Genomic DNA, 12,538 nt, shown 5'->3' on the forward strand with positions numbered 1-12,538 from the left:
TGGAGTTTAGTGGTTTTAGATAATCGATTACATAAAGATAAGATTTTTAATGACTTATGATGTTGTCGTACAATCTTGTCAATTGGAGCAAAAAAATCCGGCTATTGGGTATTAGCCGGATGCAATTAAAAATTATGTATTTAAATTTTAATGAGCGCTTACGGTCTTTGGATAATATTTTTTTCGCAACCAAAAGGCTACTCTTACCAGAAGTATTAGTGCCGGTACTTCTACCAAGGGACCAATGACACCCGCAAATGCTTGCCCAGAATTGAGTCCGAATACAGCAATCGCTACGGCAATCGCCAGTTCAAAATTATTTCCGGCAGCTGTAAAGGCTACAGAAGTTGTTTTATCATATTCTGTTCCCGCGGCTTTTGTAACGAAGAATCCAATAATGAACATCAACGTAAAATAAATAAGTAGTGGTACGGCTATAATCAGGACATCCATCGGAATTTGAACAATCAATTCGCCTTTCAACGAGAACATAATGACAATGGTAAATAATAGTGCTATCAAGGTGAGTGGGGATACCGTTGGGATGAATTTGTTGGTGTACCAATCTTCACCTTTTAATTTTACCAAAACTAGCCTACTTAAAATACCCAAGGCGAATGGCACCCCTAAATAGATAGCTACGCTTTCGGCAATGGTGGCTATGGAAATATCTACAATGGCCCCTTCAAAACCGAAATAGGGAGGCAGCACCGTAATAAAAATGTAGGCATAAAAGCTATAAGCAAAAACTTGAAAAATACTGTTCAAAGCCACTAAGCCCGCCCCATATTCGCTGCTTCCTTCGGCCAAATCGTTCCAAACCAAAACCATAGCAATACAGCGGGCGAGACCAATTAGGATAAGACCTACCATGTATTCAGGATAGTCCGATAGAAAGGTGATGGCCAAAAAGAACATCAAGACAGGGCCAATAATCCAGTTTAACACCAGTGAAATAGAGAGGATTTTTACATTTCTAAACACCTTTGGGAGCAATGCGTAATTCACCTTTGCCAAAGGAGGGTACATCATAAGAATTAGTCCGATAGCTATCGGAATATTCGTGGTACCGCTATTAAATGAATTGACAAAGTTCGGGAAGTTTGGGAAAAAGTAGCCCAAACCAACCCCTATGGCCATGGCGGCAAAAATCCATAGGGTGAGGTTGCGGTCTAAAAAGCCTAGTTTTTTTGCTGCCATTTACTTCTGGATTTGTGATAAGACATAAAACATTTCGGTAGCAATCTGCGTACTCCGCTCTTCGTATTTTTCCGCTTGTTGTGGTGTGCCGTCAAAAGCTTTTGGATCCTCAAAAGTGATAGGAATACGTTTTTCGGCACCGGGTACAAAAGGGCATCCTTCATCGGCCTGTGAACAGGTCATGATGGCGGCAAATTCACTTTTCGGGTTAAAATCACTATCCAGCCTTTTAGAAAAACCAATGACTGGATGCTCATTGTCAGTGAATTTAATGCTGTAAATCGGGTTGTCGCCTTCAGCAATTTTATCAATCTGAAATCCTGTTTTGTGCAAGGTTTCGGCTACCATGGGAAAAAGTGCCGTACTTTCCGTACCACCAGAATAACAGGTAACGTTTTTCAAGGCAAAATAACTTGCCATTGCCTGCATCCAAATTTGTGATAAATGGCTTCTTCTAGAATTGTGCGTACAGATAAAGTTGATTCTAATAGGCTTATCTGAGCTCACTTTTTCTTGAATATAAGCAACAAGAGGTTGAAGGGTTTGCTTTCGCTCTTCACTTACGCTATCAATTTTAAATGATGAAATAGCGTCTGAAATAGTTGGGAATAAAGGCATTTTTTTTAAAATTAGAGGTTAACAACAGCCGCTTCCGGGAGTACACGAATCGCCCGTACTTAAATCTGCGAACTTCAGTTTCGGTTTGCTTTCAGGTACACCACATTGGTCTTTGGCCAGACAGTCGGTTTCTTTACTGACCAAAAGAAAGTTGGTACCGTCAAAATCAAGGGCGAACTTTTCAATGGTTCCACCTTGATATTCCACCTCTATTTCAAGGTCGTCAATGTTGAGTTTTTCTTCGGATAGTTCAATAATATGAACTAATTTTTCTGGGTGCAGCTCGTGGTCATAATCATCGGCATTCCAGAGTTGGAAGTTAACGACTTCCTCATTTCTTACGGTGCCCCCGCAATCGATAAAATGTTTGGTAACCTTGCCAACTTCCGTTACGTGAAAGTGATTGGGGACTAATTCTCCATTAGGTAATTGAAAAGCTATTTTAGAAAGGCCGTTCAAATGGGTTTTGATTTCTGAAAGTTTCATATAATTTGTTTTATTGTAATTTTACGATGAATGAATTTAAATTTTTTTAGCAGCAATCCCCTTGTCCAGAGATATCCTGATCAAGAAAATTTTGCATGGTCTCTTTCATTTTAGACCAATTATCATGGTCAATGCAATAGCAAACACTGGTACCTTCAACATTTCCCTTGATTAGCCCCAAGTTTTTAAGCTCTTTTAAATGTTGTGAAATGGTCGGTTGTGCCAAACCAATTTCCTCTACTAGATCTCCACAGATACAGGTGTTCAATTTAAATAGATACTGTAAAATGGCTACACGGGCAGGATGACCAAATACCTTGGCAAAAAGAGCTATTTGGTTTTGCTCATCGGTAAATATTTCTGTTTTGGCTAATCCCATTCCTTTATTATTACATTGCAATATTACGATTAAATAAATTAGTTTACCAAATTGTACTAGATGTTTTTTAAGAAAATCGACAATTAACTACTTGGTTTCTCCTCTAAAATAAGTTGTAAGAAGTTAAGGTCTAGCCATTTATCAAATTTGTAACCTACCTGTTTAAATATGCCTACTTCCTCAAAGCCAAATTTTTTGTGAAATGCCACACTAGCGGCATTGGAGGCATCTACACCTGCCAGCATGGTACGGTAGCCTTCTTTTTTCGCCAACTCTATCAGATGGGCCATTAAAACTTTTCCCACTCCTTTACCCTGAATATTTTTATGAACATAAATGGAGTGTTCAACACTAAAGCGATAAGCGGCCCAAGGTCTAAAGGTGCCGTAAGAGCCAAAACCTGTTACCTCGTTTTCAATTTCAGCTACGATAATAGGGAAGTTGTTTTCCTGTTTTTCTCGAAACCAATGCAACTGCTGCGCTTCGGTTCTAGGGTCATAATGGTAAAGTGAAGTGGTATAGAGAATTTCGTGATTGATAATCTTCAGAATAGCCGAAAGATCCTTTTCGGTGGCACTTCTTATTAGCATAACAGGAATTTGAGGTTGATGCTACTAAATTATTCAAATTTTACTAGTACCGTATCCGATTGAATGGTATAAACAATTTTATTCTCTTGCGGCTGACCATTGGTGTAATAGCCGTGGTTTAATGTAACTGGTTGACCGTTTTCCCTTTTAAATTCCAAAATGTAATGTCCGTCCGTTTTATTGTTTTCCATAGTAAGATTTCCTGAGAGAGTATTCCTTTCCTCTAACATTTCAATTACAACTGTATCTACTTTTTCTGACGTATAAAACTTTAAATCTTGAATCGCCTCTGTAGTTTCATTGGTTATTACAAAGTTAATATGGGAATGAGTTATATTTCCACAGGAAATAGCCATAGCAAGCACAGTAATAAGTAGAATGTTTTTCATGTATAGTCAAGCTTTGTCAGGTTTGCAATCAGTTATTTGGGTGATTTGGAAAAACGCATCAAAACTACCTCGTCCATTTTCAATTCCAAATTCCCGGAAGTATCAAAACCATATGCATTTACTTTCTTCATCATGTTTAGAAAAACTTTTTCGCCCTCGCCACAGTACATCATCGTGGTAGGACCAGGTTCTCCAAAGCTTATTTTAAAGGCATCCAAGGAATAATCGGCACGATACCCATTACAACTATTGTTTCCCTGAACAATCTTAGTGGCTCGGTCAAAACTAATTTTTGGTTTTTTATTGGGGTAGAGTCCGTTAAAGGCAATTCTGGGTCCCGTAATATATTGTAGCTCCCATTGGCTTTCAAATAAAGCCGAAGAAGAATTTTTGGAATGCGAGGCACAAGAGATGACGGATATTATAAACCCAAGAACTAAGATTCGAACAAAGGTTCTCATAAATCAATTTAATTTGTCATTAAACATACTAATGTTGGTCAAAAATAAAACCAAAACCTTAGTTTTATTTTTACACAATAAAAAAAACCGCCTTCTTGGCGGTTTTCATTATCTTCTGGAATGACGTTCTTTTCTATCGTCTTTTCGCTTTTTCATTTTTCTACCTTGGTGGTGCCTCATTTTCTCCCATTTTTGAAATTGTTCCTCAGATAATATATCTTTCATTTCTGCCTTATGTGCAATCATTTGGTCCAAACGCTCATTCTGCATGACATATTTCTCTTCCGCCGTAGGCCTTTTTGCTTCATCATTATCTCTGGCCGCTTTTCTCTCCTCCATTTTGGCTTTTCTCATTTCTGCGCGCTCCAGATTCATGGACATGATTTTCTTTTGTTGTTTTTCATCTAAATCCAAGGCCAAAGTCATTTTTTTGGTCTGTAATGTTGCTATTTGCTCAGGTGTTAAGTCCATTTTTCCTTTGCCTTGGTGTCTTTCTCCTTTTTGTGCCATGGCCGTGAATCCAACTAGACACATTAAAATTAAAATTGCTCTTTTCATTAGTTTATTTTTAAATGTTTACACCAATAGGACATTGAATGCGGTATTAGGTTTAATCGCTATATATTATTTATCAATTGTTTAACAAAACTTCATGGTCGTTTTTGACCACAAAAAAAGGGTGTGATTGCTCACACCCTCTATAAGTAGGTTGTTCTGTGTATTTTTAATCTACTGCTTCTGCGGTAGTAATCTGTTCAATATCTGCGGAAGCCATTTGCGTGGCTTCTGGCTGTTCAGTTGTAGTTTCGTTATAATAAACTAAGGATGCAACTATAAATGCGGCTAAGTACAGGGAACTTTTTAATCTTTCAGACATGGGATGTGTTTTTTAATTCTGATACTAAATTAGGCAAAAGGAAGACTCAAAATATCAAGTTGTTGTGTAGGGAGGTATTTGTGTGGTCAAGAATGCCAAAAATGTGGTTAAGATATTTCTTACATCCTTAAAAAATGTATTTCATCGATATTTCGGTAGTTTGGGTAGGGTGTTTTGTGGTGAAAGTTAATAAGAAAGCCATGTGAATAAATATGTTCACATGGCTTTCCTTTAGTTTTAAGGTGAATGCTTAGTTTATCTTGGGTTTAGAATTAAGTCAATTCTCTTTTCAACATCTTGCAAATGGTATTTGCTCATAGCGTCCCGGGTTCTGCTAATGGCACCTTTTATATTTCGCTGAAGATTGCTTAGTTCTGCTCTGGCCACTGACCTAATGTCAGATTGACTAGTGTTTACTACAGTAGATTTTTGATATCCACCAAAATCAGGTTGCTTGTTCTGGTTTTCGGTTGTCATTAAAAATTCCAATCGATCTACGTGCGCTTTCTGCAAGTTTCTCCTGTAGGTGTCAATGGTTTTACCATTACGTAATTCAGACCACACTCCGTCACGTAGGTTTTTCATCATTTCTACCAATGTATATGCCTCGGCACCATTAGCCGTTTCGTTTTCAATAAGGCGTTGTAGTTTTCCTAACGATAGGATATTGTTTAAAGTACGAACTTGCATTTTTCTAACATCCTCTACAAATCCGGAATATTGGACCTTATTAAAAATGTTTTGGTCCAAAAGCCATTCCGGGGTAGCAAAAAGTTGCTCTTGTAGAAAAGACAAACAGTTTTCTTGATGTTCTTTTGAAACTGCTGTGTATACCGGTCCTGCTTGATCGTATGTTTTATGATGCTCATAAACCCCTCCAATATTATTGGAAACATGACCCATATAGCGGTTGAATTGGGCAATTACTTGCTCATATAGTTTTTCAAGGTCTTTATATGTTTTACCATCTTCTTGTGTCCAAGTGATTAAATTGGGAACTATCCGCTTTAAATTTTGAATTCCGTAAGCACTTGCTTTGATGGCATCATCCCCTAAATCTTCTGTTTGGGAACTGGGGTCTACTACATCGCCCACTTGCTGGTGCCCGAATCTATATAGAGGATCACCGGCATGTTCTAGAATCCATTGGTCCAAAACTTTTTCCTCGTCTTCAGCAGAAGTATTTAAAATGGGCTTGTAGCCCCATTTAATGGCGTATTTGTCGTAAATGCCTATATCTGGCATTAAGGCTACGTCTCCATCTTCAGGTTGCGCTATGTAATTGAATCTTGCATAGTCCATGATGGAGGGCGCAGCGCCATATTTCTTAGTGAAGGACACCGAACGCAATGAATCTACGGGATAAGCAACGCTACTCCCCATGTTATGGGGAAGACCCAGAGTATGACCTACTTCATGTGCCGACACAAAACGAATTAACCTACCCATAATTTCATCCTTAAAGGCTATACCTCTAGCTTCGTCATTTATTGCCGCAGTCTGGACAAAAAACCAGTTACGTAATAAGGTCATCACATTATGGTACCAATTGATGTCCGATTCCAATATTTCCCCGCTTCTTGGGTCGCTCACATGAGGTCCGTTGGCATTGGGTATGGGAGAAGCCAAATACCTCACCACGGAATAACGAACATCTTCCGGACTCCATTCCGGGTCTTCTTCCACAGAGGGTGGGTCTTTTGCTATAATAGCGTTTTTAAAACCGGCTTCCTCAAAGGCAACTTGCCAATCTTCAATACCTTGCTTTATAAAGGGCACCCATTTTTTGGGAGTGGCCCTATCAATATAATAGACAATTTGTTTTTTGGGCTCTACCAGTTCGCCTCTTTTGAATTTTTCTAAATCCTCGTCTTTTACTTCTAATCTCCATCGGTCCAAATAAGTAACCGTTTTACTTTCTTGTACATCCAGTCCGTAATCTGTTTGGCCACTGGTGAACCACCCAACGCGCTCATCAAAATACCTTCTTTTCATTGGTTCTCTGGGCAGTAGGATCATAGAATTGTTAATTTCTATGGAAATAGAACCCAAACTGCCGTTGCTAGGAGACTCCTTTGCCAGATAGGTTTTTACGTGCCTTGCCTCAACGTTAAGCGGGTAGCTTTTTAAGCTTTCAATGTAACTTCTGGGTTCATCCAGTCGAGAAACCTTATAATTTTCTCGGTAGCCGTCCGGCATTCCTAAAGCAGGAACATCTTTTTCAAAAAAATCGTTTACCTGAATGACCGTCGCTGGATGTACAGAATCTTTTTTGAATGCCTTAATATCGAAAGCATAAAGAACCGGTTCAAAATTAGAATTTACGACGGCTTCATGAATGGGTAAGGAATCTGCGGCATAAATGTCATGGCTAACCACCCTCAGCAATACTTTTTTGGGTTTCTTTTCCCATCGTAAAACCTGGGTATTTATTTTTCCACCACCAAATCCTATTCCTGTTGCAGTCTTACTAATTCTACTGACCATCAACATTTCCCTATTAAAAAGAGAATCTGGAATCTCGTAAAAATGGTCATCCTTGACCATATGGACATTAAAAAGTCCTTGGTCCGTGGTAGCCTCTTTGGTAATAACCTTATCATAAGGTTTTATCTTTTCATCTTTATCACCTCCTTTTTTATTGGAGTTTTCCGTTTTCTTTTTTTTGAAAATCTGGGCTTCGGCTGTTGTACTATTTGAGAAAAACAACAAAAGGGCCAAAGGCGCAATAATGTATTTAAACATGCGTAAGAAGTTTGGTCTTAGTTTAATAAAATTGATATTTTCAAAGAACTGAAAAATTAATTTAAGTTTTTGTTAACTAAATCATAACCTAATCTATTCAAATCGATTTCCAAAGAAAGTAAGGTACTAATTCAAGTAGGTAATATTGTAACAAAATCACATCTAATAAGTCTCATAGAATAGTAATTATCATTTATTACTATTTAGATTAGTGGGGTATAAAGCCGTTGCATTGCAATGGCTTTATTTTTTTTATGTGAAAATAAATGCCCGAAAAATCGGATGAATGGTCACTAAAGATCATTCCTCTTAGAAATCGCTTGAAAATTTTGAAAAATGGCGGCATAAAAATAACCTTACTTTAGTGCTAAAATGCTAATAACCCAAGCTTTAAAATATAGATTTTATATCCTGAATTCATTTATTTTAACATTTTCATCCTTTGCCACTTTTATTTATCTAAAAGGAAAATAAGAAATGCAATAATGAGATAATAGGGCGTTATATAAACTCATACAACAAACCTACAATGTTATGAAACGCAAGAGTTTGAAAACGAATTTAATAATGGGTCTTTTAGTGGCGAATGCAGCATTTGCCAGTACCCCAATAAGTGAAATAGATGAATTGGTACTCGATTCTGTAGATTATATCGAAGAGGAAACCGATTTTGATTTAGGTTTCGATACTGCCGATTATTTACCTGAAGATTTTGATCCCTATAAAATGTATGTGGATTTGCAGGCTATCGATTTTATCGAGGAAGAGGAAGCCTTTAAAATAAAGACTTCAAAATACCTTCCGGAAGGTTTTGACGCTTTTGCATATCCTAGTCATGTGGCCGATTTCAATTATATCGATGCTTTAGATGAGGTAAAATTAAATTTTGACACCAAAGAAAATCTACCTGAAGGATTTAACCCGTATATAAAGAGATAATTTGTCTCGATATTTGAATAAGCTTAAAACCCCCTGCCTTTAAAAGGCAGGGGGTTTTGTTTTTAGAAGACCATCGGCAATATAAACTGAAACATTACCACCAAAATAGAGATGGCAATTATATTTAATATGACACCCACACGGGCCATTTCACTAACCTTTACGTAGCCGCTTGCAAAGACTATTGCATTGGGCGGGGTGGCCATGGGCAGCATAAAAGCACAACTACTCGCTATGGTCACTGGTATTAAAAGATAAAGAATTGGTAGGTCTAGGCCAATAGCAATACCGGCCACTACGGGAGCCAAAACGGCTATGAGCGCTACATTGCTCATGAGTTCGGTCATAAACAACATGAGTGTGATAAGTAGAACGGCGGTAAAGAAGATGCTGATATGGCTCTCGCCAATGGCACCCGAAACCATATCTACAATACCACTTACCGACATCCCTTTTGCCAAGGCGAGTCCGCCGCCAAAAAGGATTAAAATTCCCCATGCCAATTTTGAGGTGTCCTTCCATTCGATAATAAAATCCCCTTTCTTCAGGTTAAAGGGAATGGCAAACATGGCGATAGCGGCTGCAATACTGATCATAGTGTCGTTCAATTTCAAAACCGGAAATATTCCGTTGATCACGGTCCTAAAAATCCAAAGAAAGACAGTTACGCCAAAAATGGCCAAGACCTGCTTTTCTTTTCCGCTCATAGGACCTAATTTCTCTAGCTCTTGATCAATAACTTCTCTAGAGGCTGAAAATTTTAAATTTTTGTTGGAGTACATCCATTTTACCAATACCAAATAGCTGATCCAAATCATTAATGCTGAAAAGGGAACTCCAATGACCATCCATTTTAGAAAGGATATTTCAATGTTGTACTCGTTTTCCAACAGTCCGATCATTACGGAGTTGGGCGGAGTGCCAATTACGGTGGCAACGCCACCGGCATTGGCCGAAAATGCGATGCCCAACATCACACTCAGTGCAAAATTTCTATCGTCTTTCGTAAACCCGTCGGCATCATTAACTAGCAGTCCAATAACTGACATGGCGATGGGCAGCATCACTACCGTGGTGGCGGTATTACTGATCCACATACTCAAGGATGCCGTGGCTATCATAAAGCCCAATACCACTTTGTTGGGCGTGGTACCCGTAATTCTGATGATGTTGAGTGCAATACGTTTATGAAGATTTACTTTCTCTAGGGCTAACGCCAGTACAAATCCTCCAAAAAACAAAAAGATGATGGGACTCCCATAATTGGCTCCTACGTCCCCGATTTCCATGATTTTAAGGATGGGAAACAGCAGTAGGGGCAATAATGCGGTAACTGAAATGCTTACAGCCTCCGTAATCCACCAAGTGACCATCCAAACGGCAACGGCAATCACGCGGTCACCATTTTCGGAGACCATTTCAAAGGGCAGTGATAAGATGATGAAAAACAATAGGGGGCCGATAAATAAGCCGATTCTTTTACTTAAATCCATAGTTGGCAGTATAAGTCCCCTAAACTAGTTTTTTTCTCTTTCTTATAAAAGCCTGATTTTAATAGATGATAGAATCTGATGGAATAGGCGGTAAATCGTATCCTCCGTAATCCAAGACAATTTGCCCATCTTTTAAAGACTTCGGTCCGTTCTTGTCCACTTTCGTTTCAAATAGATAGACTTTTTCCAAAGTTTTAAAGGAGTTAAAAATATCCGTTGGTTGGTCAAAACTACTGCCGGATAAGTTGATGATATGCAGGTGTTCTAAATTTTTTAAAGCCACTATACCATTGCCTGTTAGTGAAGTATTGTCCAGTTTTAGGGTGGAAAGGTTAGGGAGTTGTACCAACTTTTCAAAGATGGCATCCGTTACTTGTGTTCCTCCTAAATCGAGTTGGGCAATTTGTTGTCTAATCGGGATTAATTTTTCAAAATCTTCATCTTTAAAATCAGGTTTGTTGATGCAGGATACGCTTAAAAAATGGGTAGACTCGCTGATAGGATCCACATAAATTCCGAATTTTTCAATGCTCTGAATACTGTCTTGCGATGCTTCAAGAACTTCCATTTCCGGATGGCCTTTATAGCTTTTACTAGGAAAAAAGGAGGTGAAAAGGTCCTTTTTTAACCCACTTTCTTTTACGGTTCCTTCAAACGGATGCCCAGCATCCATCCAAGCGGCTATCAATTTAATTTCTTCCTTGGTAGGTTGTTTTTTGCCTTCTGGCGGCATATGGTCATCATCTTTCATGGGCAATACCATACGGGCGAACAGTTCGCTCTCTTCGCTATGCGATGCCAAAACATCTCCGCTTTCACCACCTTTTAGAATACCTTCCTTGGAATGTAACAGCAAGCCACCTTTGTCTTTTTTAGGATTGTGGCAGCTAACGCATTTACTGCTTAAAATAGGTTGAATCACTTCCTCGTAAACGAGGGCTTTTTCCCAGTTTTCTTCGGTGAGTGCCAATTCTTTTTCTTCAATCACCTCATAGCCTAACATAGATTTTACCGCGTTAGGCAATGGTTCTACCAGATATTCTTCGCCATGGGTAATGTTACCGCCTTGGTGCCCCGTAAAGGAAATTAAAATAAAGGCCACAACACTTAAGATAGAAATGGGTGCCTCGACCAAAAAATTAGCTCCTTTCTTCGGGACGAGTTTTAGGTGCATGGCGAAACAAAAAATAGCAGTTATAATCCCGGACCATAAATGCCATTTTACGGAGTCATAGGAATATCCTTCGCTTTGGTATTGCAAATAGCCAGAAATACAAGCCATTACTGCCGAAATGCCTGCCCAGAAATAAACGAGAGAAATAATTTTTGACCAATCATTCGCTTTTCGGTCATACCATTGCAGAAGCAGCGCCAAAATAATAAACCCAATGGGTAGGTGTACGATTAAGGGGTGCAAGCGCCCGAGTAATTGTTGCATCATTTCCATAAACAAGCTACTCCAAATCTAAACGTTGTTTTAGGGCTTGCATCATGTACACATTTGCCTCCCATTGGTCCGTAACCGGTAAATGGGAATAGGGCAAAGTGGGCATATAGTTTGGTGGTCCAAATTCGGTTGTTACCGTAAAGGTATCTTGGTTTTTCCATTTACTTCGGATGATTTTCTCCCAAATATCTAGATGCCTATCCACTGCTTTTTTCCATTCCGGGGCTTGTGGGTCACTAACTTGGGGACCTTCTGCATGGCCAACTCTGGCATGAATGTGATGGGTTCTTTTCATCACATCCTCAAGCTCGTCTTCTTGAGCATTTAAGAGGGATTCGTGCACCACCATCCAGTGGCTAATATCAAGATTCAATTTTAGTTCAGGGATGGCTTTTAGGTATTTCTTGGTATCTACCAAATTAAAACTAAATCTACCTCTATGGGTTTCGTGGTATACGGGTATATTATATTTTTTTGCGGCTTCGTTTGCAGCTTCAATAAAAGCCCTGTTCTGTTCAAAAGAATAAAAATCGTTGCCCGTATGGCAATTGATGTAGGCAGGTTTCCAAGCCGCAATTTTTTCAAAGTTTTTAGTGTACGCCGATAAACTTTCTTCAAAGGGAATGGACTTATTGGTTCCGTTTAGAAAACCAACCAACAGGTCATATTTTTCTAAAGCGGCTTTTAACTCTTTTTGCTCTTTTTCGTTGTTGGGAAACCAAGTTTCCAGTCCGTCATAACCAGAGGCTTTTGTTCTTTCGCAAAAGGCATCCCAAGAAACGGAACGCCCCCAGTCCGTTTGAAAAAAACGTACTTTTTTTGTGGACTGTGCCATCCCCAAAAGGGTAAAAAACGACAGTGCAAAAGCTGTCAAAATCTTTTTAAGTATCATGTTTTGGTTGGTTTAGTGAGTA

The 12,538-nt window shown here is 38.8% G+C and carries 14 protein-coding genes; 1 reads left to right on the plus strand and 13 read right to left on the minus strand.

Features of this window, described 5'->3' with window-relative positions; translation table 11 throughout:
- Window positions 1-147: 147 nt before the first annotated feature.
- The 10 genes from arsB to IL355_RS16530 form a co-directional block, all read right to left on the minus strand.
- A complete protein-coding gene (gene arsB / locus IL355_RS16485) occupies window positions 148-1,200 on the minus strand; it encodes an ACR3 family arsenite efflux transporter (protein ID WP_192463211.1) in 1,053 nt (350 codons plus the stop codon).
- Entirely contained in the window at window positions 1,201-1,818 is a 618-nt protein-coding gene (locus IL355_RS16490; protein ID WP_192463212.1) for an arsenate-mycothiol transferase ArsC, read from the minus strand.
- Window positions 1,819-1,836: 18 nt separating this feature from the next.
- Window positions 1,837-2,304, minus strand: a complete 468-nt coding sequence (locus tag IL355_RS16495; RefSeq protein ID WP_192463213.1) for a DUF6428 family protein — start codon at window positions 2,302-2,304, stop codon at window positions 1,837-1,839.
- Window positions 2,305-2,350: 46 nt separating this feature from the next.
- Window positions 2,351-2,683 (minus strand): ArsR/SmtB family transcription factor, encoded by a 333-nt coding sequence (locus tag IL355_RS16500; RefSeq protein WP_192463214.1) that lies wholly within the window; start codon window positions 2,681-2,683, stop codon window positions 2,351-2,353.
- 83 nt (window positions 2,684-2,766) lie between these two features.
- The gene (locus IL355_RS16505; protein WP_192463215.1) at window positions 2,767-3,273 is read right to left on the minus strand and encodes a GNAT family N-acetyltransferase; all 507 of its coding nucleotides are present in this window, start codon (window positions 3,271-3,273) and stop codon (window positions 2,767-2,769) included.
- 29 nt (window positions 3,274-3,302) lie between these two features.
- A complete protein-coding gene (locus tag IL355_RS16510) occupies window positions 3,303-3,662 on the minus strand; it encodes a hypothetical protein (protein WP_192463216.1) in 360 nt (119 codons plus the stop codon).
- Between the two features lie 32 nt (window positions 3,663-3,694).
- Entirely contained in the window at window positions 3,695-4,123 is a 429-nt protein-coding gene (locus IL355_RS16515) for an META domain-containing protein (protein ID WP_192463217.1), read from the minus strand.
- A gap of 108 nt (window positions 4,124-4,231) precedes the next feature.
- Entirely contained in the window at window positions 4,232-4,681 is a 450-nt protein-coding gene (locus IL355_RS16520) for a hypothetical protein (protein ID WP_192463218.1), read from the minus strand.
- A gap of 166 nt (window positions 4,682-4,847) precedes the next feature.
- Window positions 4,848-5,000 (minus strand): hypothetical protein, encoded by a 153-nt coding sequence (locus tag IL355_RS16525; protein ID WP_187458383.1) that lies wholly within the window; start codon window positions 4,998-5,000, stop codon window positions 4,848-4,850.
- A 255-nt stretch (window positions 5,001-5,255) separates the two neighbouring features.
- Window positions 5,256-7,745, minus strand: a complete 2,490-nt coding sequence (locus tag IL355_RS16530; RefSeq protein WP_192463219.1) for a zinc-dependent metalloprotease — start codon at window positions 7,743-7,745, stop codon at window positions 5,256-5,258.
- A 534-nt stretch (window positions 7,746-8,279) separates the two neighbouring features.
- Between IL355_RS16530 and IL355_RS16535 the strand changes: the two genes are divergently transcribed.
- Entirely contained in the window at window positions 8,280-8,684 is a 405-nt protein-coding gene (locus IL355_RS16535; RefSeq protein WP_192463220.1) for a hypothetical protein, read from the plus strand.
- A gap of 62 nt (window positions 8,685-8,746) precedes the next feature.
- On the opposite strand, the gene IL355_RS16540 is transcribed toward IL355_RS16535, so the two are convergent.
- From IL355_RS16540 to IL355_RS16550, 3 genes are read right to left on the minus strand one after another with little or no spacing between them, the layout of a single operon-like run.
- On the minus strand, window positions 8,747-10,177 hold the full coding sequence (locus IL355_RS16540) for an SLC13 family permease (protein ID WP_192463221.1): 1,431 nt from the start codon (window positions 10,175-10,177) through the stop codon (window positions 8,747-8,749).
- Between the two features lie 58 nt (window positions 10,178-10,235).
- Window positions 10,236-11,618: a c-type cytochrome domain-containing protein gene (locus IL355_RS16545; protein WP_225621300.1), complete on the minus strand. Its 1,383-nt coding sequence runs from the start codon at window positions 11,616-11,618 to the stop codon at window positions 10,236-10,238.
- Between the two features lie 13 nt (window positions 11,619-11,631).
- On the minus strand, window positions 11,632-12,516 hold the full coding sequence (locus tag IL355_RS16550) for a sugar phosphate isomerase/epimerase family protein (RefSeq protein ID WP_192463223.1): 885 nt from the start codon (window positions 12,514-12,516) through the stop codon (window positions 11,632-11,634).
- Window positions 12,517-12,538 lie beyond the last annotated feature (22 nt).

Source organism: Euzebyella saccharophila, assembly GCF_014855495.1.
In the GTDB taxonomy this organism is placed as follows: domain Bacteria; phylum Bacteroidota; class Bacteroidia; order Flavobacteriales; family Flavobacteriaceae; genus Euzebyella; species Euzebyella saccharophila.

Coding starts and splice junctions, on each gene's coding strand:
- IL355_RS16530 (WP_192463219.1), bottom strand. CDS start 7,745: ATGTTTAAATACATTATTGCGCCTTTGGCCCTTTTGTTGTTTTTCTCA.
- arsB (WP_192463211.1), bottom strand. CDS start 1,200: ATGGCAGCAAAAAAACTAGGCTTTTTAGACCGCAACCTCACCCTATGG.
- IL355_RS16505 (WP_192463215.1), bottom strand. CDS start 3,273: ATGCTAATAAGAAGTGCCACCGAAAAGGATCTTTCGGCTATTCTGAAG.
- IL355_RS16515 (WP_192463217.1), bottom strand. CDS start 4,123: ATGAGAACCTTTGTTCGAATCTTAGTTCTTGGGTTTATAATATCCGTC.
- IL355_RS16500 (WP_192463214.1), bottom strand. CDS start 2,683: ATGGGATTAGCCAAAACAGAAATATTTACCGATGAGCAAAACCAAATA.
- IL355_RS16510 (WP_192463216.1), bottom strand. CDS start 3,662: ATGAAAAACATTCTACTTATTACTGTGCTTGCTATGGCTATTTCCTGT.
- IL355_RS16525 (WP_187458383.1), bottom strand. CDS start 5,000: ATGTCTGAAAGATTAAAAAGTTCCCTGTACTTAGCCGCATTTATAGTT.
- IL355_RS16490 (WP_192463212.1), bottom strand. CDS start 1,818: ATGCCTTTATTCCCAACTATTTCAGACGCTATTTCATCATTTAAAATT.
- IL355_RS16535 (WP_192463220.1), top strand. CDS start 8,280: ATGAAACGCAAGAGTTTGAAAACGAATTTAATAATGGGTCTTTTAGTG.
- IL355_RS16550 (WP_192463223.1), bottom strand. CDS start 12,516: ATGATACTTAAAAAGATTTTGACAGCTTTTGCACTGTCGTTTTTTACC.
- IL355_RS16495 (WP_192463213.1), bottom strand. CDS start 2,304: ATGAAACTTTCAGAAATCAAAACCCATTTGAACGGCCTTTCTAAAATA.
- IL355_RS16540 (WP_192463221.1), bottom strand. CDS start 10,177: ATGGATTTAAGTAAAAGAATCGGCTTATTTATCGGCCCCCTATTGTTT.
- IL355_RS16545 (WP_225621300.1), bottom strand. CDS start 11,618: ATGATGCAACAATTACTCGGGCGCTTGCACCCCTTAATCGTACACCTA.
- IL355_RS16520 (WP_192463218.1), bottom strand. CDS start 4,681: ATGAAAAGAGCAATTTTAATTTTAATGTGTCTAGTTGGATTCACGGCC.